The organism is Salinarchaeum sp. Harcht-Bsk1, from assembly GCF_000403645.1.
Classification (GTDB): domain Archaea; phylum Halobacteriota; class Halobacteria; order Halobacteriales; family Salinarchaeaceae; genus Salinarchaeum.
Genome location: NC_021313.1, coordinates 516,117 through 536,991, shown reverse-complemented (window position 1 = coordinate 536,991; position 20,875 = coordinate 516,117). Strand labels below are relative to the sequence as shown.

Annotated in this window: 22 protein-coding genes; 14 read left to right on the top strand and 8 right to left on the bottom strand. The window is 68.3% G+C overall.

Translation table 11 applies throughout. From position 1 onward, the window contains the following. Window positions 1–111 precede the first annotated feature (111 nt). Window positions 112–1,167 (bottom strand): ATP-binding protein, encoded by a 1,056-nt coding sequence (locus L593_RS02580; protein WP_020445360.1) that lies wholly within the window; start codon window positions 1,165–1,167, stop codon window positions 112–114. Window positions 1,168–1,271: 104 nt separating this feature from the next. Here L593_RS02580 and purB point away from each other — a divergent pair, with 104 nt between their 5' ends. Both purB and L593_RS02570 read left to right on the top strand, forming a co-directional pair. Beyond that, window positions 1,272–2,666 (top strand): adenylosuccinate lyase, encoded by a 1,395-nt coding sequence (purB, locus tag L593_RS02575; protein ID WP_049893797.1) that lies wholly within the window; start codon window positions 1,272–1,274, stop codon window positions 2,664–2,666. Window positions 2,667–2,778: 112 nt separating this feature from the next. Further along, entirely contained in the window at window positions 2,779–3,495 is a 717-nt protein-coding gene (locus tag L593_RS02570; RefSeq protein ID WP_020445358.1) for a fumarylacetoacetate hydrolase family protein, read from the top strand. 59 nt (window positions 3,496–3,554) lie between these two features. Here L593_RS02570 and L593_RS02565 read toward each other — a convergent pair whose 3' ends face one another. Beyond that, complete coding sequence (locus L593_RS02565) at window positions 3,555–4,469, bottom strand: cation diffusion facilitator family transporter (protein ID WP_049894261.1); 915 nt, start codon at window positions 4,467–4,469, stop codon at window positions 3,555–3,557. Window positions 4,470–4,619: 150 nt separating this feature from the next. Here L593_RS02565 and L593_RS02560 point away from each other — a divergent pair, with 150 nt between their 5' ends. After that, window positions 4,620–5,543, top strand: a complete 924-nt coding sequence (locus tag L593_RS02560) for a sensor histidine kinase KdpD (protein ID WP_020445356.1) — start codon at window positions 4,620–4,622, stop codon at window positions 5,541–5,543. 79 nt (window positions 5,544–5,622) lie between these two features. Here L593_RS02560 and L593_RS02555 read toward each other — a convergent pair whose 3' ends face one another. Then, window positions 5,623–6,213 carry an HIT domain-containing protein gene (locus tag L593_RS02555; protein WP_020445355.1) on the bottom strand — a complete coding sequence of 197 codons (591 nt, stop codon included), beginning with the start codon at window positions 6,211–6,213 and terminating at the stop codon, window positions 5,623–5,625. Between the two features lie 305 nt (window positions 6,214–6,518). Between L593_RS02555 and L593_RS02550 the strand changes: the two genes are divergently transcribed. After that, complete coding sequence (locus L593_RS02550; protein WP_020445354.1) at window positions 6,519–6,719, top strand: hypothetical protein; 201 nt, start codon at window positions 6,519–6,521, stop codon at window positions 6,717–6,719. Between the two features lie 214 nt (window positions 6,720–6,933). Here L593_RS02550 and L593_RS02545 read toward each other — a convergent pair whose 3' ends face one another. Continuing rightward, window positions 6,934–7,194, bottom strand: a complete 261-nt coding sequence (locus L593_RS02545; protein WP_020445353.1) for a hypothetical protein — start codon at window positions 7,192–7,194, stop codon at window positions 6,934–6,936. A 178-nt stretch (window positions 7,195–7,372) separates the two neighbouring features. Here L593_RS02545 and L593_RS02540 point away from each other — a divergent pair, with 178 nt between their 5' ends. The 8 genes from L593_RS02540 (at window position 7,373) to L593_RS02505 (ending at window position 16,196) form a co-directional block, all read left to right on the top strand. After that, window positions 7,373–8,611, top strand: a complete 1,239-nt coding sequence (locus L593_RS02540; RefSeq protein ID WP_144060685.1) for a hypothetical protein — start codon at window positions 7,373–7,375, stop codon at window positions 8,609–8,611. A gap of 154 nt (window positions 8,612–8,765) precedes the next feature. Continuing rightward, window positions 8,766–9,656 carry a DUF63 family protein gene (locus tag L593_RS02535; protein WP_020445351.1) on the top strand — a complete coding sequence of 297 codons (891 nt, stop codon included), beginning with the start codon at window positions 8,766–8,768 and terminating at the stop codon, window positions 9,654–9,656. Between the two features lie 79 nt (window positions 9,657–9,735). Further along, window positions 9,736–10,611: a carbohydrate kinase family protein gene (locus tag L593_RS02530; protein ID WP_020445350.1), complete on the top strand. Its 876-nt coding sequence runs from the start codon at window positions 9,736–9,738 to the stop codon at window positions 10,609–10,611. A gap of 72 nt (window positions 10,612–10,683) precedes the next feature. After that, window positions 10,684–11,409 (top strand): nucleoside phosphorylase, encoded by a 726-nt coding sequence (locus L593_RS02525; RefSeq protein WP_020445349.1) that lies wholly within the window; start codon window positions 10,684–10,686, stop codon window positions 11,407–11,409. A 192-nt stretch (window positions 11,410–11,601) separates the two neighbouring features. Next, a complete protein-coding gene (locus L593_RS02520) occupies window positions 11,602–13,161 on the top strand; it encodes an HPP family protein (RefSeq protein ID WP_020445348.1) in 1,560 nt (519 codons plus the stop codon). A 115-nt stretch (window positions 13,162–13,276) separates the two neighbouring features. Then, entirely contained in the window at window positions 13,277–14,515 is a 1,239-nt protein-coding gene (locus tag L593_RS02515; RefSeq protein ID WP_020445347.1) for a potassium channel family protein, read from the top strand. Further along, window positions 14,512–15,750: a TrkA-C domain-containing protein gene (locus L593_RS02510; RefSeq protein WP_020445346.1), complete on the top strand. Its 1,239-nt coding sequence runs from the start codon at window positions 14,512–14,514 to the stop codon at window positions 15,748–15,750. Before L593_RS02515 ends, L593_RS02510 begins: the two co-directional genes overlap by 4 nt. Before the next feature lie 164 nt (window positions 15,751–15,914). Then, entirely contained in the window at window positions 15,915–16,196 is a 282-nt protein-coding gene (locus tag L593_RS02505) for a ubiquitin-like small modifier protein 1 (RefSeq protein ID WP_020445345.1), read from the top strand. A gap of 24 nt (window positions 16,197–16,220) precedes the next feature. Here L593_RS02505 and L593_RS02500 read toward each other — a convergent pair whose 3' ends face one another. Continuing rightward, entirely contained in the window at window positions 16,221–17,174 is a 954-nt protein-coding gene (locus L593_RS02500) for a GNAT family N-acetyltransferase (RefSeq protein ID WP_020445344.1), read from the bottom strand. A gap of 108 nt (window positions 17,175–17,282) precedes the next feature. On the opposite strand from L593_RS02500, the gene L593_RS02495 reads away from it, so the two are divergent. After that, complete coding sequence (locus tag L593_RS02495) at window positions 17,283–17,939, top strand: EthD domain-containing protein (protein WP_020445343.1); 657 nt, start codon at window positions 17,283–17,285, stop codon at window positions 17,937–17,939. Window positions 17,940–17,946: 7 nt separating this feature from the next. Next, window positions 17,947–18,537 carry an HD domain-containing protein gene (locus L593_RS02490; RefSeq protein ID WP_020445342.1) on the top strand — a complete coding sequence of 197 codons (591 nt, stop codon included), beginning with the start codon at window positions 17,947–17,949 and terminating at the stop codon, window positions 18,535–18,537. Between the two features lie 38 nt (window positions 18,538–18,575). Here the strand turns inward: L593_RS02490 and L593_RS02485 are convergent, their stop codons facing one another. The 3 genes from L593_RS02485 to arsN2 all read right to left on the bottom strand — a co-directional run bounded on the left by L593_RS02485 (window position 18,576) and on the right by arsN2 (window position 20,832). Then, window positions 18,576–18,962 carry a PaaI family thioesterase gene (locus L593_RS02485; protein WP_020445341.1) on the bottom strand — a complete coding sequence of 129 codons (387 nt, stop codon included), beginning with the start codon at window positions 18,960–18,962 and terminating at the stop codon, window positions 18,576–18,578. A 241-nt stretch (window positions 18,963–19,203) separates the two neighbouring features. Beyond that, window positions 19,204–20,211: an LLM class flavin-dependent oxidoreductase gene (locus L593_RS02480; protein ID WP_020445340.1), complete on the bottom strand. Its 1,008-nt coding sequence runs from the start codon at window positions 20,209–20,211 to the stop codon at window positions 19,204–19,206. Window positions 20,212–20,352: 141 nt separating this feature from the next. After that, on the bottom strand, window positions 20,353–20,832 hold the full coding sequence (gene arsN2, locus L593_RS02475) for an arsenic resistance N-acetyltransferase ArsN2 (protein WP_020445339.1): 480 nt from the start codon (window positions 20,830–20,832) through the stop codon (window positions 20,353–20,355). Window positions 20,833–20,875: the final 43 nt, after the last annotated feature.

Here is a 20,875-nt window from a genome sequence, read left to right as displayed (position 1 = left end):
GTTAGTAGGATCCTACACACAATCTGAATATAAGGGTGGTGTTTCGAGACCGCCGGCGCGGCCGGCGACAGACAGGCATCCGAGCGCCGGTGGGCCTGCCGGACATTCGCATTACTGCGCGGGTGTCGTCTCGCTCGATCGCGGCGATTCGCCGCCGTGTGGCGTCTCCCGTTCCCGAACGTGCAGCGCGTGGACGCTCTCGGTGGCGTCGTCGATCGCGAGCACCTCGCCCGGTTCCGTGGGGAGGCGTTCTTCGAGGGTCCCCGAGAGGTAGGTCGGCTGGGCGTCCTCGAGCGCGGCCAGCCCCCGTTCGTCGGTCAGCCGATGTGCGAGCAGGAGATCCGACTGCGAGATCGCGACCTCCGGAATCACGCCAGGCCGCTGCGTCGCCAGGACCAGGCTCACCCCCGGTGCCCGACCACGCGTGAGGATCGTCTCGAGGGCAGACTGAGCGACTCCCTCGAAGAACGTGTGCGCCTCGTCGATCGCCAGCCACGGCAGGCGCTCGATCGACTCGTCGACCCGAGCGCGGTAGAGCCCCTCCGCGACGCCGCGGACGACGGCGTTCATCGGAGCCGCGTCGAGGCCGGAGACGTCGATCACGGTGGCCTCGGCGGTCCCGAGGAGTCGTCGGTCGAGGCCGTCGGGATCGAACACGCACCACTCCTCGGCGAGTGCGAGGTGATTCGCGGCAGCGAGGCAGTCGTCTGCGGGCGCGTCGGACGACTCGACTGCGGATTGCATGTCGCCGAGCGTCGTCGCGTCGCGGGCCGCCTGCCAGACCAGTGCGCCCGCGCCGCTCTCTGGAGACAGGCCGAGCAGCGCACACCAGGCTCTCGGATCGAGCATCGACGGAGCAACCGTCGGCGCCGGGACGACGTCGACCTCGACTGGCGGATCCTGCCTCCCGTCGGCGAGGCTGTCGAAGACGCCCATGGGGTCGATCAGGACCGGTGCGACGCCGGCCGTCCGCGCGAGTTCCTCCGCGAGCACGCCCAGCGTGTAGGACTTCCCGTACCCGCGCTTGCCGACGACCAGTGCCGCGTGGGGCCGATCGAGGTCGAGTTCGACAGCGGCGCCCTCGCTGCCGTCGAGGGCTCGGTACTGGCCCAGCGACGCGGTGGGTGCAGCGTCTCCGTCCGTCTCACGACCGATGACGACTGTCACGGCACTAGGTCGCCGCTCGATCTGATTTCAAGCTGTGGATGACTGCACCGCGGCGGTCGCCGACCTTCGACAGCACTTTCACCCGGCCACGCGAGGCTCCGCCCATGCCCGATCCGCTCTACGCCGTCTCGCCGCTCGACGGCCGGTACGCCGGCCGCACCGAGCCACTCCGCGAGTACGCTAGCGAAGCCGCGCTCATGCGATCTCGGACCGAGGTCGAGGTCGAGTACCTGCTCACGCTCGCCGACCTCGACGCGACGCCCCTGTCGATCGACGACGGCGACCGGAGCGAACTCCGGTCGCTCTACGAGGAGTTCGACGCCGAGGACGCGGACCTGATCAAGCGCATCGAGACCGAGGGCGCTCGCGGCTACGCCGCGACCAACCACGACGTGAAAGCGATCGAGTACTTCGTGCGCGAGGGGCTGCCCGAGGGCCTCGACGCGGCGAACTGGATCCACTTCGGGCTCACGAGCGAGGACGTCAACAACCTCGCGCACCGGCTGCTCGTCCGCGACGCGCTCGCCGACGTGATCGAACCGGCGATCCGCGACGTGCGGAACGAGCTCGCCGATCTCGCTCGCGAGCACCGCGACGTGCCGATGCTCGCCCGGACCCACGGCCAGCCCGCGACGCCGACGACGTTCGGCAAGGAGATGGCCGTCTACGCCGGCCGGCTCGCGGACCTCCACGCCGACGTGCGGGTGGCCCGCCAGTCCCTGGCTGGCAAACTCGGCGGCGCCTCCGGCACCTACGCCGCCCACGTCGCCGCCTACCCAGACGTCGACTGGCGATCGTTCGCCCGCGAGTTCGTCGAGGGCCTCGGTCTCGAATTCACGCCGCTCACGACGCAGGTCAACCCCTGCGACGACCTCGCCCGAGCGTTCCACGCTCTCGTCCGGACGAACAACGTCCTGCTCGACCTCGAACTCGACGCGTGGCTCTACGTCTCCGATCGCTACCTCGGTCAGGAGGCCGCGGAGGGCGAGACCGGCTCCTCGACGATGCCCCACAAGGTGAACCCGATCGACTTCGAGAACGCCGAGGGGAACCTCTCGAAGGCGAACTCGGATCTGGAGTTCCTCGCGACCTACGTCACGACCTCCCGACTGCAGCGGGACCTCTCCGATTCGACGGTGAAGCGCAACATTGGCGCCGCGTTCGCCCACTGCCTGATCGGCTACTCGAAGACGCTCGACGGACTCGGCAAGGTCGTGCCCAACGAGCAGGTCATGCGCGAGGAACTCGAGGACACCCCCGAGATAATCGGCGAGGCGGTCCAGACGATCCTCCGACGGGAGGGCCACGGCGACGCCTACGAGCGGGTGAAAGCGCTCACTCGCGGCAAGTCGGTGACCATCGAGGACTTCCACGACCTCTTCGCCGACCTGGACGTGCCCGAGGACGTCCGCGAGGAACTCCGTGCGCTGACGCCGGCCGGTTACACCGGCGTCGCTGACGACCTGGTCGAGGAACTCGAACCCGAAGGCGACGAGTAGTCCCAGGGCGGTTTCGCGGTCGGTACGGTGGTCCCGTCTCGCGGAACGCGCTCGCGGTGCAGACCGTTCACTGGGCGTCAGTGCTTTCCGGGCAGCGCTCGCTCCCTCGACCATGCGCATCGCACGACTGCTGACGCCGGAGGGCCCCGTCACCGGTGAGTACGACGACGGCGTCGTCCAGACCGAGGACGGTTTCTACGAGGTCGGTCGCGACGGGCGCCTCCTGCCGCCCTGCGAGCCGAGCGCGCTGTACTGCGTCGGGCGCAACTACGCGACGACGCTCGACCAGATGGATTACGAGCGCCCCGAGGAGCCGGACTTCTTTATCAAACCGGCGACCTCGTTGCTCGCTCACGGACAGCCGATCCCCTACCCGTCCTTCACCGACGAACTCACCTACGCCGGCGAACTCGCGGCAGTGATCGACGAGCGATGCCGGAACGTCGCCGAGGACGAGGTCGCGGACGTGGTACGGGGGTACACGATCCTGAACGACGTCGACGCCCTCGACCAGCAGGGACGGACGGCCAGGAAAGCGTTCGACGGGTCCGCGCCGCTCGGTCCCTGGATCGAGACGGACCTCGATCCGTCGGCGATCGACGTGCACACCGACGTCGACGGCGAGCGTCGCCAGGAGGCGAACACTGAACTGATGCTCTTCGACGTCGAGACGGTCGTCTCCTACCTCTCCGAGCGGTTCACCTTCCGCCCGGGTGACGTGGTGGCGTTCGGCAGTCCCGAGAATCCCGGGCTGGTCGAACCCGGTGACGACGTCGAAATCACGTACGGCGGGATCGGGACGCTCCGGAACGTCGTCGTCGCAGACTGAGCCAGGGTGGATCGGGTCGCTCCAAGCAGGGACGCCGCCCGTGGCCCGAGCGCGATCGATCAGTTGCTCGGGTCCGTCTCCACGTCGTCGATCTTCGCTTTCCACTCGCCCAGTTCCTTCGGATCGACGTGGACGAACACGTCGTCGACGTCGTCGATGTCCCGGATCGACTGGACCACAGCCGACTCGATGTCGTGGGCCTCCGCGAGCGTACGGTCGCCCTCGACCTCGATGTGCAGCGAGACGTCGATCTCTGGGCCGACGTAGTGGGCGATCACGTCGTGCACGCCCTCGACGTCCGGATGAGAGAGCGCGCGCTCGACGATTTCCTCGCGGAGATGGTCGGGGGGCGCGGCACCGAGCAGGTAGTTGAGGTTGTCGCGGACGATGTCGACGCCGGAGTAGGCGATGAAGAGCGCGACGACCCCGGCAGCGACCGGGTCGAGGACCGGATAGCCGACCTGCGCGCCGGCGACGCCGAAGAGCGCGGCGCCGGCGGCGAGGACGTCGTTGCGATTGTCGACCGCCGTCGCAGCGACGGCCGGGGAGCGTTCGCGTTCGGCGACGCGTCGGCAGTAGCGGTAGAGCCAGAGTTTCGCAACGACCGCGAGGACGAGCACCGCGATGGCACTGGTGCCCACTGGTGGATCGGCGCCCCCGGCGATCACGGCCGTCGTGGCGCCGTAGAGGATCCCTGCGCCCGCCAGGATCATCGCTCCGGCGACGAACAGCGAGACGAACGGCTCGATGCGCTCGTGGCCATGCGGGTGTTCCAGATCCGGCGGCTGCGTCGTCAGGTAGAGTCCCGCGAGGATCACGAGGCTGTAGGCGCTGTCGGAGAGACTGTTGATCGCCTCGGAACCGACCGCGAGCGAGCCCGAGAGGTACCAGGCCCCGGCTTTCGCCAGCACCAGGGCGACGTTGACCGCGAGCACCACTGCACCCGCGCGACGGAGCGCCTGACGACTCGACACGCTCACCCGTTCGCCCAGGTTCCTCAAGGGCGTACCGATCCGCCAAATCCGGCAACGCGTGTGGGTGAGACCGACAGCTGTCGATGCCGACGGCCATGTCCATCCGCAAGCGATTAAGCGCGTGATACGTTCTGTGACGACAGATCTCCCGTGGCCGAGTTCACGCCCTACAGCGGCTCACCGCTCGACATCGCCGTCGTCTACGGGATCGTCAGCGGCGCGTGGATCCTCGTTTCGGATCGACTGGTCGCTGCGTTGATCGACGATCCCGAACTGACGACGACGATACAGACCGCCAAAGGGTGGCTGTTCGTCCTCGGCTCCGCGCTCCTGCTGTTCGGGCTCATCCGCCACGGCCAGCGGTCCACGGAGCGGACGAACGAGCGGCTCGACCGCGCGCTCCAGCAGACGACGATCCTCCACCGAGTCCTCCGACACAATCTCCGAAACAGCTGCAACGTGATCGCCGGGAACACCGAACTGCTCGCCGCCCGCGCCGACGGTGGCGAGGTCGAGGACGTCCAGTCACGGGAGTACATCGAGCCGATTCGCGAACAGACCGACGAACTGGTGACGTTAACCGAAAAGACGCGTCTCCTCCGCGACATCGTTCTCGAGGACGAACTCACGGAGCGGGTCGATCTCGACGCACTGCTCGAGGAGCGGATCGACGAGGAACGCAATCGCTACCCGTCGGCGACGTTCGAGCTCCAGAGTTCGGCGGCGGTCACGGTGGAGACGGATCCCCGGCTCCATCGGGCCGTCGACGAACTCCTCGAGAACGCGGTCGTTCACTGCGACCACGACGAGCCAACGATCCAGGTCGCCGTCGAGGAACTGCCGGACGGCACCGCCCGGTTCGACGTGGCGGACGACGGCCCCGGGTTGCCCGAAGTCGAGCGTGCACTGCTCGAAGAGGGGATGGAGAGTCCCATGTTTCACTCCGAGGGACTGGGCCTCTGGATCACCAGATCGATCGTCGACAACGTCGACGGGGACGTCACGATCGTCGACAACGAGCCCCGCGGAACGATCGTCCGGATCACGCTCCCACAGTCCGGTGGCAGACTGTGACGCATTCCTGATCGGCTCGGGTCGGGAGGATCGTCGTGTCCATTGCAGAGCGGTTGCTGGAGTGCTCCGTACGCCCCAGCTAATCGAATTCGATCCGGACCGCAGCCGATCGGTCCTGGTCAGCGTCCGTGTCCTCTCCCTCCTTTGCCGCGCCCGTTGCCTCCGAGGCGCCTTCCTGTGCGGCGAACGCCGCGTGGAGGCGATCGTACGTGTCCTCCAGGGATTCGACGATCACCTTCGTGTCAGAGATCACGGGCATGAAGTTCGTATCGCCACTCCAGCGTGGGACGACGTGAGTGTGGAGGTGGTCGTCGATGGAGCCGCCAGCGGCGTCACCGCCGAGGTTGAGGCCAGCGTTGAATCCGGCGGGATCGAACGCCGCCTCGAGCGCGTCGATCGTCCTGGCTTTCAGTTTCGCGTGGTCGAGAAGCACCTCGTCCGGGAGGTCACGGAGGTCGCCGCCGTGGGGATTCGGGATCACCATCGCGTGGCCCGGACTGTAGGGATAGTTGTTCAGCATCACGAACGCGTGCTCGCTCCGGGCGACGATCAGATGCTCGCGGTCGTCGTCCATCGCGGGCAGTTCACAGAAGACGCACTCCTCGATCGCCTCGTTTCGGTCCTCGCGCTCGATCCACTCGATGCGCCAGGGCGCGAACACCTGCTCCATGTCCGGTGTCTCGGTAGCCGGCACAAAGGGGTTTCCGTCACCGGGCGTGGACCGAGGGCTACCTGCCGGGTTCCGATCACGTCGGGGACGATTCGCCCGGCGGCCAGGCGTCGTTTTTCTACTTATAGCTTGGCACTGGTACGACGAGATACGATGAAACAATCGTCGAGAGCAGGCCGTGAACGTTTTCGAGAGATCTCGGCGCTTTATAGCCAAAAAGTAGCTGCTTGCTTGCGATGAACAGTCCGAAACTCCCCGAACGACTGGGGGTACTTATACCCCGATCCTGTCTCGACGAAGTTGGCATGGCGACGACCGATAATGCGTTCGACGGGCTGACCGAGTACTGCGAGGCGTGTGAGACGGACACTCTCCACCAGGTGTCCGTACAGATCCTCGCCGAGAGCAGGAAGCCGGAGAACGTCGAGTTCTCCCGGGAGCCCTATCGAGTCGCCGAATGCCAGCGATGTGGCGAACGCGTCAGTCAGCGCATGAACAATGCCTGACCGGAGCGTGCCACCGTAGGACTGCGTCGACGTCCGCTAGCGGCTACACTCCCACCGTTTTCGTTTTGGTACACCGGACTGACGAGTAACGACGCGTCGACGTGATTGCTCGCAGAGCACAGTTCCGTGGGCGTCCCGAACGACCATTCTAAGCGCGTCGCGACCTGGCGCTCTCGAAGAGCCTCGGAACTATCGCTCTCGGTGACGTCGGGGACTACAGCTCAGCGAGCGCCTCGAGCTCGTCGGGAACCGCCTCGGCGATCGCCTCGGCTGTCTCCGGCGAGAGCGCCACGTCGACCTGGTTTCCCTCCGCGTCCGCGAACGAGAATTTCAGGCGTTCGTCGCCGAACGTCCGGACCTCCGCCTCCTCGACGTCGTAGAGCTTCGCGGTCGCAGCCTTGTTGGGCGCGCCGACGTTCTTGATCGATCCCTCTTTCAGTTCTATCATGAACTCCTCGAGCTGGAGTGAGAGCATGCACGAGCACTCGCGGCCCGTGGGAAAATATCCGCGGATCGAGCGGCGACGGGTGGCATCCCGAGGTTGTATCGTGTGGTCTCCGACGACGTGGACGATCCAATGGTACGCCAGGCCAGGATCGCGCGCCGAACCGGTTCGTCCCGACCATTAGGATCCCCCGTGCTCAATGGCCTCCGTGAGCAGTGCTGCGACTATCTCTCGGGGTGCCCGTGGCCTCGTCCTCGCGGGTGCAGGCTTCCTCGTGGCCTCTACGTTCGCCGCCGCGATCACCGAGCCCCGGAGCACGATCGTCGCGTTCGGCCTCTACGGCTTCGTCCTGCACACGATCTTCGGGAAGGCCTACGGACTGTTGCCGGCGTACTTCGATCGCGATCTGGCGGTGCCACGCGCGCCACAGCTGCAGCTGCCGCTGGCCGTCCTCGGGACGGTTCTCCTCGCCGCGACGCCCGGGAGCGAGACGGATCGCCTGCTCCCGATTGCGGCGGACGTCGCCGCCGATGCTGGTGCGGTGCTCTGGGCCGCGGGCTCGATCGTCTTCCTCGTGACCATCGCGCTGACGATCCGCGACAATCCGACCGGTGCCGAGACCGGGACGTCCGCGTCGAAGGCCGACCGTGCACGCCTCGATCGAATCGCGAACGCGGCCATGCCGATCGCGCTGGCGTACCTCGCCATCGCGACGTACCAGCTTCTCGCCGGGGCGTTCGACCTCCCTGCCCTCGTCGAGAGCCCACTCGCCGTTTCGCACCTCCTCACTGTCGGGACCGCGACCCTGCTGGTGTTCGCGATCGGTGCCCGGTTGCTCCCGCGACTCATTCGGGCGGAGGTTCCGGATGCGCTCGCTGCGGCCGTCCTCGCCAGCGGTGCACTCGGTCCGGCGCTCCTCGTGGGCTGGTTCGACGGCGGACCGTTCGGCCTGGCGGTTGAGGGGCTCTTACACGGTGCGATCGCGCTCCTCGCCGTCGCCGTGCTCGGCCACGCGGTCCTGATCGTCCTGCTCGTCTCCCGCGCACCCGCACCCAGACTCGGGGCCTACGGCGTGCTCGCGGGAGCGGTCGGTGGGGTGCTCACCGTCGCGGCTGGGGCCCTGGTCGGACTCGGCGAGCGGATCGAACTGTTCGCGATCCATCCGCGACTCGGACTGTTGGGCTTCCTCGGCCTGACGATCCTCGGCGTGGTCTACCACTTCTATCCGCCAGCGGTCGCGGGGGACCGTGGGGACGTCGTCGCTGCCGCGTCGCTCTGGTCGCTGGGCGGAGGCGTGTTTCTCGAACTCACGGCGGTCCTGCTCGGGGAAGGACAGCCATCGGGACCGACTGCGACCGCGATAGACCTTGGCAGGTGGCTGGCCGTCGTCGGTGCGCTCGCGTACGCGGGGTTGCTCGTCGTCATCGTCGTGAACCGGCGTCGGTAGATGGCCGCTCGCGATGCACGAATCCAACCGGTATCAGGGGATCGAACGGGTTACCAGCGGCTCGCCGCCGGCTGCTCGTCGTTCGTGTCAACGATACGCAATTCGCGATCGGACCCCAGCGTATTATATATCCCCGTGGTCTTGCTTGGGAAGAATGAACCCGTCTGTCACGGTTGGAGCAGCCGGGTCCGGGTCGCTCTGGGGACCGATCCTGCAGGCAGGGGGCCTGCTGCCGGAGGGGTTCGGACTGCCACCGCTGCCGTACGTCGGTGCCCTGCTTCTCGGGCTGATCACGGTCGGAGCGTTGCTCTGGGCGCTCTCGCCACCGGTGACGAACGCGACCGTCGTCGCGTTCGCCCCCTGGATGATGACCGGCGGCGTGCTCCACGCGCTCGACCAGGTCCGCGAGTTCCCCGACTACGTCGAACCGCTCTTTGGCACGCCAGCGGTGTACGCGACCGTTGCACTCGCCGCAGGCACCGTCTGGGTGATCACGACGCTGTACTCCGCCATGACGGCGGGTACTCCCGACCGTCACCTGGGCGCGATCGGAACCGGTACGGCGGTGACGTTCGCGATCTTCGGGCTCATCGAGGCGTTCAACGCTGGCACGCTCGACACGCTCCCGGCCGCGATCACGATCGCGGTCACCGGCGTTGTCGCCGCGATCACCTGGGCAATCATCGGCGTCCGCTTCACCGACTCCGCGGCGCTGGCGTCCTGGTCCGGCGTCGTGGTCGTCGTCGCCCACGCGCTCGACGGCGTCTCGACTGCGGTGGGCTACGACATGCTCGACGTGTCCGAGCGTTCCCCGGTCTCCGAGGCGGTCCTCGAGGCCGGCGCGGCACTGCCGACCGCTGAGTTCGTCGGCGCTGGCTGGCTGTTCGTCCTCGTCAAACTGATCGTCGCGACCGGCATCGTGGTGCTCATGCGCGAGTGGATCCGCGATGCGCCACAGGAGGCCCGCCTCGTGTTGCTCCTCGTCGCTGCGGTCGGACTCGGTCCGGGCACGAACAACCTGATGCTGTTCGCGGTCGGAGGCTGATCGGGCTTCGACTGGCTCGCACCAGACCTCCCAGCACGGACCGGCCGATTTTTCTCACGCGGTGCCGGAGGTCCGGGCAATGGCGCGCGTCCTCGTGGCGGGGCACGTCAACCTGGACGTCACGCTCCTCGTCGATCGACTCCCGGCCGCCGACGAGGAGGCGGCAATCCAGGAGCGGGTGCGAAGCGGCGGTGGCAGCGCGGCCAACGTCGCGACCGGGCTGGCGCGGCTCGGCGTCGACGCACGACTGCTCGGGAGCGTCGGCGACGACGAACCAGGTCGACGCGTTCGCGAACGCCTCGGCGAGCACGGCGTCGACGTCGATCCCGTCGTCGAAGCGCCGGGTGAGACCAGCACGAAGTACCTGCTCGTCGCGGACGAGGACGTCGCGATGCTCGGCAACGATGGCGTCAACGAGGCGGTCGCCCCCGCCGATCTGGCTCCCGGTACCGTCGCCGACGTCGAACACGTCCACCTGACGGGCCAGCGTGCCGACACGGCCGAGCGACTCGCACGGCTCGCCGTCGACGCCGGCTGCTCCGTGAGCCTCGATCCCGGTCGCCGAGCGGGGGATCGCGCGCTGGACGGCGTGGCCGATCGCGCCGACGTCGTGTTCGGCACCGACCGAGAGATCGCGGCGCTCTACGGAGACGATCCGACGGCGGCCGCGGGAAGCGAGCGGCTCGTCGTCGCCACGAGCGGGGCCGGTGGGGCCCGGTGTTTCCTGGGCGACGAGACCAGGGCCCACCCCGGGTTCGACGTCGACGTGGCGGACACCAGCGGCGCTGGGGACGCGTTCGTCGCCGGGTTCCTCTCGATCTGGTTGGCGGCGGACGACCTCGACGAAGCGCTCGCGTTCGGGAACGCGTGTGGTGCGATCGCGAGTCAGCGCGTCGGCGCGCGAACGGCCCTCGATCCCGACGCGGTCGCCTCCTTTCGCGACGGGTCCCCGTGAGCCGTTCCGACGCGCGGTGGGTTCGATCGTCGAGTGGTGGGATTTTTCTCGGGAAGCGTCGAACCCGCTCGCATGGCCAAACAGCCCCACTTGCTGGTGGACGACGGCGACCTCACCGACATCGCGCTCGTTCCGGGCGATCCCGACCGCGTGGAGCGAATCACCGAGCACTGCTCGGATGTCGAGTGGGTCGCCTCGAACCGGGAGTACACGATCGCGAACGCGACCTACGAGGGCCGGGAGTTGACGATCTGTTCGACCGGGATCGGCAGTCCGTCGGCGGCGATCGCGGCGGAGGAACTGGCGGCGGTCGGCGTGGAGACGCTGCTCCGCGTGGGGACGACCGGCGCGCTCCAGTCCGGGATCGAGATCGGCGACATGGTCGTCGCGACCGGCGCGGCGAAGGACGAGGGCACGACGAAGCGCTACGAGGACGCGACCGTGCCGGCGGTCCCGACCTACGAGGTGCTCTCGACGCTGGTCGACGTCGCGGAGGCCGAAGACGAGGCCGTCCACGTCGGCCCGATCGCCACGGACGACGCATTCTACGCCGAGACGGAGGCCTACGTCGAGGCCTGGGAAGCGGCGGGGCTCCTCGCGGTCGAGATGGAGGCCGCGGCGCTGTTCACGCTCGCTCGACGGCACGGCATGCAGGCTGGCGCCATCTGCACCGTCGACGGGAATCTCGTCGAGGACACCCAGAAGGGCGAGACCGACGACGAGGAACTCCCACCCAAAGCTCGTGACAACGTCGAGCGGGCGATCCATCTCGCGCTGGAGGCGGCGACGGAGCTATAAGCCTATCGCGCTCTCGCTCGACGAGCCTGCCCAGCCGACCAACGACTGTCCAGCCGACCAACGACTGTCCAGCCGACCAACGACTGTCCAGCCGACCGACGACTGCACACCGCCCGACGAACCGCCCGAAGCTGCCCGTGCGGAGGCGAACGATAAAGGGCGCAGCGACCGGAGCCGATAGGAACGACGCACATGTTCGACGCACGCGAACGACTGCGACGGCTGCGACACCGGCTTCGCCGGATCGAGCGCCGCGAGCAGTCGGCGCTGCGTCGGTGGATCGAGCACACCGACAATCTGGTCCACGCCTCGGTGTTGCTGTTCGTTCCGCTGACCATCGCCGCGGTGACGGCGCTGGCGAACGCGGTGCCTTCCCTATCCTTCCTCCTCTTTCCGCCGCTGGCATCCGGTGCCTACACGCTCTTTGCCGATCCGGCGGGCCGCTACTCGTCCCCGATCCGATTCGTCGCGGGCCTCACGATCGGGTCGGTCTGTGGCTGGATCGCCCTCGTGACCCTCGGGGATCCCGGGAGTGCGAACGTAAACGCGTGGGCCGCGATGGTCGCGGTGTTGCTGACCGGCACGGCGACGTGGGCGCTCGACGTCGAGGAACCGAGCGGGTACTCTGCAGCACTCCTCCTGCTCGTCCAGGAGGCGCCCCCGCTGGTGTACGTCTTCAGCGTGGCCCTCGCGAGTTCGATCGTCGCCGTCGTCTACGTCACCTGGCACGATACGATCTACGAGCGCCGTGCCGAGGTCCTCTACGCGACGACCGGGCGCGACGACGACGTGCTCGTACCGATGCTGGGGGACAGCGACGCGATCGCACGACTCGGTGCCCGTATCGCGAGCGGCCACGACCGGGGTCGACTCGTTCTCCTAGGCTTCGCGAACGGAGCGGCAGGCGGGGTCGAGGAGACCGAGTCGTGGGAAGCCACCTCGAACGCAGATTCCGACGGCCCGGAAGCGGAAGGTGAATCCGGGCAGCAGGAAGCGGGCGGAGCGACGAGCGAGCAGCAGAAACAATGGAGGGCTACGACGGAGCAGGATGACGCCGAGAAACCGACCGGACGACGGGAGGGCGCCGGAAATACGACCGAGGACTCCGCCGAGGACTCGCCCCCGAACCGACAGGCAGAGGACGCACTCGTTAAACGGCTCGAGTCGAGGGCAGCCGAACTCCGTGACGCGACGGGCGCGAACTGCCAGGTCGTCGTCGCACGTGGATCGAATCTCGCCGCCGTGACCCGCGAGACGGCCCGGGAGACCGGCTGTGACCTCATTCTCGCTCCGTTCCACGGTCCGGACGAGGAGGGACTCGTCACGTCCCTGTTCTCGAGTCCGCTCGACGTCGCCGCGGCCAGGGTCGATCGACGGAGCTGGACGCAGGTGCTGGTACCGATCCGGTCCGCCGGCGACCTCGCACACCGCAAGGTCGATCTCGCTCGGCGGATCGCCGGACCCGCCGGACGCGTGACCGTCGCCCACTGCATCGATTCCGAGAGCGATCGCCGCCGTGCAGAGTCGATGTGTGCGAACGTCGTCGAGCCCTACGAGGGTCGATTCACGACGCTCGTCGCGCGCGCCGACGTCGAGGACTTCCTCGGCGATCACGCGCCGGCGAACGACCTGATCGTACTCGGCGCGAGCACCGACCGGAGTCCCGTCTCGCGGATGCTGTCCAGGCCCACCTACGAACGCGTCCACACCGTCGACACCGACCTGCTGGTCGTCCACGCGGGCCGTCCGTGAACGCGGCCGGGGCCGACTGACCCGCGCCGACCGCCCTGCGATCGTTGCCCTCCGCCGGCGCATTCGGCGTCCCGACGCCGGTACTGGTTTATCCGAGGCGTCGTTTCCTCCGGGCATGAGTCTCCCCGCGGAGTTCGTTCTCGGCCTCTACATCGGCCTGCTGACGGGGATCATTCCCGCACTCGTTGCCGGAGTCCTCGGCTTCGTCTTCCGGTACTTTACCGGGGTGACCCTCCCCGGCCTGGGGGTCGTCGTCCTCGCGGTCGCGGTGGCTGGCGTCAACGGCGGCCTGCTCGGGCTGATCGATCCGACGATCCAGCAATCCCCGCGACTTCTCGTCGCGTTGACCGTCGTGATGATGCTCGCGCTCTACGCGCACAACCAGGGCGACAAACTCGGTGCGAGCCTCCCACGGCGATTCTCGCTGCGGAGTCTCCGCCGGCAGACGCTTTCCGCGGACGTGATCAGCGTCGTTGGCGGGATCGGACAGGTGACGATCAGGCCCGTCGGCGAGGTCGACGACGTCGAGGGGTACCCGCCGCTCGGCGCGGAACTCCGGGGCGAAATTGCGAGCGAGACCTGGGACCTTCCCGCGGACCTCCCGCTCGCCGAACTCGAGGCGAGGCTGGAGGATCGCCTCCGGACGGACTACGACCTCGCGGACGTCAGCGTCGCGATCGACGAGCGAGGCAGGGCGTCGATCGCCGCTGCCCCACCGATGGGTGGTCTCTCACGCCGGATCCCCGAGGGGCACCGCGCGGTCTCGATCGCGGCGCTCGTTCCGACGGGGATCGCCCGCGGCGATCGGGTGCGCCTGGACGCGGGCGACGACCGATTCGACGGGCGGATCGTGTCCGCGCGATCCGACGCCGCGCCGCGGTCGCCGATCGGTGGCGATCCGGCCGCGACCGACGGCGGCCAGCCCACCGCGGGCAGCGCGCCAGCCGCACCGACGGCGCCAACGACCGCGGGTGGCGAGGGCCGGGTAACCGTCGCGTTACCCCGGAGCCGGGCGACGAAACTCCTCTCGTACGATCGCGGTCGCGTCGTCGTTCGCTCGCGCGGCACTCGCCGCGAGTTCGAACTCCTCTCGCTGTTCCGCCGCTCGGGCAAGCGCATCGCGAAGGTGCCGATCGGCGCCGGCAGTCCGCTCGCGGCCACGACGATCGGCGAGGCAGCGATCCGCGACGCGCACGGCGTGGCAGTGCTTGCGGTGCGGAGTACGCGCGGCGACTCGAGCAAGAAGTCGTGGACCTTCTCACCCGACGGATCGACGCTCCTGTCTGCTGGCGACGAATGCTTCGTGGTCGGCTCCCGCGACGCCATCGAGCAGTTCCGGGGTGACGCCGCGTGATTCACGAGTCGATCGACCTCGTTCCGGCGGTGGCCAAGGTCCTCGCGATGGCGATCGGTGCCGCATCCGTCGCCGCGGTCGCGTCGTTCGTCTACCGCTGGTACAGTCGGTCGTCGATTCCCGAGGGCGTCGCAGTGTTGCTCGGCGTCTCGGTCGTCGCCCTCGCGCTCAACACGACTGCCACGCTGCAGGACAGCGTCGCGGCCGACGAACTGATCAGCGGTACGGCAGCGGGTTACACCCTTGTGGCGTTCGCGGCGGGTGCCATCGCGGCCGACGCTGGCCGTCGGTTCGGTGAACGACTCGCGGTCGACGTCCCGGGCGTCGACTCGGTCCGCACGATGGAGTCCGACGTCGGGTCGCTCGTCCGTGCTGCCGGTCGCGTCCTCCGCGTGCACGTTCCCGAATCGATCGACGACATCGACGGCTACGAACCCGTCCCTGCGGGGGTCAAAGCCGATCTCGCCGGCACGACCTTTCTCTTCCCGCGGCGGATGACCGTCGCCGAACTCACCGATCGGTTCGTCGAGCGCCTCACGCGTGACTACGAGATCGGCCACGTGGACGTCGAGTTCGCCGACGACGGCACGATCGAGTACCTCGCGGTCGGTCGCCGTCTCGCGGGCATCGGCCAGACGCTGGCACCGGGGACCGTCGCGGTGGCGATCCACGCGGACCCGGCCTTCTCCGCGACGCCGGGCGATCGCGTCCAGATCTGGCGCCCGACGGCCGGATCGGCGACCGATTCGGGCGCCGAATCCAGCGACGACGGAGCCGCACCCGAACTGGTGACGACCGGAGAACTGCGAGCCGCCATCGGCGACGTGGCGACGATCGCCCTGGACGAGGGAGACGTCGATCGGCTCGCCGACGACGTTCGCTACCGTATCGCCACGCTGCCGGCTGCCGTCCAGGCCGATCGCGAGTTCGCGTCGCTGCTCCGGAGCGCCGACGAGACGATGGGCTCCGTGACGATCGAGGCGGGGAGCGACCTCGACGGGAATCGCGTCGAGACCGTCGAACTGACCGTCGCAGCGCTCGAGGACGACGCCGACGTCACCGCCATCCCTGCGGGTGACCGTCTCCTACGGCCCGGCGAGACGATCTACGTCGTGGGCCGGCCCGACGGCATTCGGCGACTCGAGGCGCGGGCCTCGGGCGAACGAACCGACGAATCCAGTAGGACTTCCTCGCCGTCACTCGAACCACGGACGCCGGACGCGGACGACGATTGACCCAGGCCGACCACTCTTTGCTCTGGACTCCCGATCCGACGAGTTTCTCTCACGTGCTCGCGACCAGACGAACCATTCCCAGGGACTCCCGATCCGACCCGAGATTCCTCCCGACTCGCGACCCGACCCGACATTCCTTTGGGCTGGCGCTCCGACCGCCGACTATGCACTGGAAGCTCTTCGCAGATCTCGCCGAGGTCGCCGGCTCGGACGCCGTCGACGTCGACGCCGGCGCCGACGCGGAGACCGTCGGCGAGGCGCTCGACGCGTTGCTCGCCGACAGGCCCGATCTGGCGACGCGTGTGCTGGACGAGGACGGCGAGGTGTACGACCACGTGAACGTTCTCAAGAACGGATCCGACGTGACCGCGACCGACGCCGGTCTCGAAACCGCCGTCGAGGACGGCGACGAACTGGCGTTGTTTCCACCGGTCAGCGGCGGGTAGCAGTGACCGAACGATCGGCGCTCGCTACGGGGCGTCACGCCCGCTGAGATCGGCGGCGAGCACGAAGTCCGGCTCGTCGCCGATCTCGACGCGGCAGGCGGCGACGTCGCTGACGTGTCGAACCGTCTCGGGAATCACTACTTTCGTGTCGTCCGCGCCGATCCCCGCTGCGTCGGCTGCGATCGCGGAAATCAATGCGGCACATGCCTCGAGGTCGTCCCACGCCGTGGCTCCGTAGACCGCGACCGTCTCCTCGCTTCCCGCCGCTCCTGCGTCGGTCTCCGCTGGTCGGGTGTCGATGCGGGACCGGACCGCCATCGCGACCGTTCGATCGCTCGTCCGAACTGCGATCGCGCCGTCGTCCTCGGCTGCCGCGTCGAGATCGCTCCGGGTTAGCTCCCGGAGCGCCCAGGATTCCTCGTCGTCCGCTGCGAGTCCGCGGAGGTGCTCTCTCGCGTCGCTCTCGGTCCAGTACCGCCACGCCGCGGCGGGATCGACGACCGCCTCCGCGTCCCGCGGTCCGTGATCGCTCGGGGCCGCTTCTGCCGTCGGCTCGGGACTGGCGAATCGCAGCTCCGTCGCCGGGTCGAATCCGGACGCCCGGGACTGCCCGAGGCCCGCGCCGTTCCAGGCGAAGACCATGTTCCGCGCCACGACCGCCCCGCGGTCGCGACACCACGCGAGCAGTCGGTCGGTCATGCGACGCGAGACGCCGTGCCCGCGGACGTCGGGATGCACGCGGAGGGCCTGCACCCAGGCCTCCTCCGGCGAGAGGAGCACGCCCTGGCAGATACCGGCGACCTGGCCGTCGACCGTCGCGACGAGGGTCCGCTGGTCGTCGCCGTCGGTCTCGATCCACTCCGGGAACGCGTCGGGAATCCAGTCCTCCAGTTCGCGATCGGTCCAGGTCTCCCGCGTGAAGGCGGCGACGGCCTCGTGGTCGTCGATCCTGGCCTGTCGGACCGTCACGTCACTCATGTCTGAGGCTCTGGCCTGCCGGGACGTGAATGGTTCGACAGCCGGTCCGGCGGGTGCCCGGTCCGCAGGCATCGGGTTTTAATCCGCATCATCTACTGTGTCAAACCGATGCGCAAGCGAATCGATCTGCTCGTCCGTGGGGACGACGTCTCCCACGAGGCGTTCGTCGAATCGTGGCGATCGACGTACCTTCCCAGGCTCCGCGACGCCGAGGCCGTGGTTCGCTCCCAGCAAGTGCTCCCGACCCAGCCCGAGCACGCCGAGTTCGACGGACTCTCCGAGGTCTACGTCGAGTCGCCCGACGCACTGGAGGACGGTTCGGTACCACCGATCGACGAGGTTCTCCCGGTGGCCGAGCACCGTCAGTTCACCGGCGAGGAGACGGTCCAGCGCGACGATGTCGACGGCGACACCGACGGCCTGTACAAGCACTCGGCGTTCCTCGTCCGGCAGGACGGGATGAGCCACGAGGCGTTCGTCGACTACTGGCAGACGAACCACACGCCGATCGCCCGCGAGATCGAGGGCGTCGTGAAGTACGACACCGTCGTGCCGACAGATCCGGCGTCGACGGCGTTCGACGGGGTCGCAGAGCTCTACTTCGAGGACCTCGACGCCCTCCACGACGCCCTCGGCAGCGAGGGATCCCGGGACTACGATCCCACGAAGGGGAAGGCCGCGGAGGCCCGGGAGGACGTCGACAACTTCCTCGCCGTGGACGAGCGGCCCCGCCTCATCGGCCGGAACCACCTGGTGAAGGGGTGAGTCTGCGGTGCCCGACTTCGAATCCCAGGTACGCGACGCGTTCCCGACGCTGGACTCGGTTGAGCGCGACGACCTCCGGGATCGGATCGTCGAGGCCTGGGTGCTCGGACTCGACCGCGGGGGCTGGCGTGATATCGCGGACATCCCCTACGCCTGGAATATCGACGAGGTGAGCACGGTCGAACACGTCCACGGCGTGGCCACCATCGCCGTCGAACTCGCCGCCCAGCAGCGGACGCTCCACGGTGCCGATCCGGACCTCGACACCGTGCTCGCCGCGGCGTTGCTTCACGACGTCGGCAAGTGCTACGAGTACACCGAGTTCGTCGACGATGACCGGCTGCTCGATCCGGATCCAACCTACGCCGGCGACGTGATTCCGCACTCCCTGTCGAGCTACGCGCTGGCCCACGAGGTCGGCTGTCCGATTGCGGTCCAGCGGGCGATCCCCCACGTGATCGGCGAGATTCCGAAGCGGACGCTGGAGGCCGAACTCGTGAAGGAGGCCAACGCCGCGTCATCGAACGCCATCACGCAGGCGACGATGGGGATCACGCTCGAGGAGTGGATCGACGAGTACTCGCAGACGTCGAAGTGAGAGAGCGGTCGTTCGGGTCGCTGGTTCTCCAGTCCGCGTTACCCCGTCTTGTAGACGCCGCGCGCGTCGGCGACGTGTGCGTCGCCCTCGACCGCGTAGACGTCGACATCGACGACACCCACGTCGTCGCCGCAGCGCACGACTTCGGCCTCCGCGCGCAGGTCGCCGGTTCCCGCTTCGAGGTAGTCGATGCGCATGTCGATCGTCGGCACCGGCTGGTCGACGAGCGAGACGAGCGCCGCGCCGCCGATCGTGTCCGCGAGCGTGAACGTGACGCCGCCGTGGGCCATGACCGTCTCGTCGCTCCAGGATAGCTCCGGGCGCATCTCGATCCGCCCTTCGGCGTGCCCGTCGGCGACCTCGGTGACTTCGACGCCGAGCAGATCGGCGAAGGGCATCTCCTCGAAGAACGTGTCGACGTCCATGGACGTGTGGTCGGAGTGGGATGGCAAAAACGTTGGTTGGGCACTGAGGTACATCGGATCACAACCGCCGACGCTACGCAGCCGCCCTGGAAGCCCCCGACCGCTCGCGCACGCTACCTCGCTGTGCTCCTCTCCTCCCTTCGGTCGGCTGCGGTACTTGCTTCGGTAGCGCACGCGAGCGGTCGGCCCCTTCCAGTCCCACCCGTGCGGTCAGATTTAGCCAGCGTCGTCGATGGTCGGTTCAATCGAGTTTCGGCCGGACCTCGGTCCCCAGTCTGCGGACGCACTCGGCCATCCGCTCGGTGCCGATGCCGGGATGGTAGGCCCGGAAGATGACGTGGACGTCGTCGCCTGCGGCCTCGCGGTATGATTCGAGGTCCTCGGTGACCTGTTCGGGCGTCCCGCAGATCGCCTGCTGCTTCAATTCCTGCTTGCGATCGGGATCGAGTTCGTCGACTGGCTCGCCAGAGAAGATCTCCTGGTACCGTCGCTGCAGGTAGAAGTACCCCGGTCGCATGGCGTTCCAGGCCTCCTCGCGCGAGTCGCCGACGAAGCCGTGGACGATGACGTAGACGTCGAACTCGCCCTCGATCCCCTCCTCCTCCTCGCGAACCGACTCGATGTCCGTCACCCGCTTTGCGACCCCCTCGACGGAGAGCGCGGAGGGCGCACACCATGCGTCGCCGATCCTGGCCGCTCGTCGGACGGCCGGCTTCGCGGCGCCACCGAGCATGACCGGCACGTCGTGGGCCGGCTTCGGAGTGACGTCGACCTCCTCGGATACGTCGTGGAACTCGGCGTCATACTCCAGCGGGCCGTCGGACCACGCGGTCCGGCAGACGGCGACCGCGTCTTCGAGGCGATCGACGCGCTCGTCTTTCGGAACGCCGAACTCCTCGAACTCCCGCGGGTTCGATCCGATCGCCAGCCCGAGGGTTGCGCGGCCGCCGGAGAGCTGGTCGATCGTCGCCACGTCCTCCGCGAGCCGCACCGAGTCGTACAGCGGCGCGAGGGCGATACACGGCCCGATCTCGATCGAGTCGGTGGCTGCGGCGAGCGCACCGAGCGCGGGCGTCACTCCCGAGAGGTAGTCGTCGGACTGGAAGTGATGTTCGGAAACCCAGACGCTGTCCAGGCCCGCGTCGTCCGCGACGCCAGCCAGGTCGAGCATCTCGTCGTAGATCTCGGCCGTCGTGCGGTCGTCGTCGGGGCGCTTCTGGCAGGTGAACAGGCCCGTGCCGAGGTGCATACCGGGGCTGCGTAGCGCGCCGACTTAATCGCCGGGCTGGTCCGGGGGCGCCGCCACGTCCAGTCCCGGTCAGTGACGGTCGAGTTCGGCCAGTCACGGTCGGTCTCGCCCACCCAGTCCGGTCGGCCTTCCCGGTTCCAACTAGCCCGCTCTGTCGTCCACCGCCGTCCCGCTCCCGAGGACGGTCTCCATGCACGTCGCCGCGTCGGGACAGAGTTCCGCGAACTCCGCGCTGTCGCGGATCGCGGCCCGCGCGTCGCTCCGCTCGATCGTCTCGTACCCGCGCGCCGCGAAGAACTCGGCTGCCGTCGTCGTGAGCAGGTAGAGCCGTTCGACGCCCGCCTCGCGTGCCTGCGCCTCGAGTTCGTCGCACAGCGCCGTCCCGACGCCACGACCGCGGGCGGTCGCAGCCACGACGACGGAGCGCAGGAGCCCGTTCGGACCGTATCGCTCCACGCCGCCGATCCCGACGCGGTCGCCGTCCGCGTACGCGACGGAGAAGCAGTCCTGCTTCTCCTGGACGTCCGACGTCGGGAGGTCGTTCTCTGCGAGGAGCCCCTCCACGTACGCCAGTGCTTCGTCGTCCGTAGCGGGTTCGAGACGCACGTCGACTGCGGTCACTGGTGAACGCACGGGACCCTCCTGCAAAACTGTAGGGGAGTGC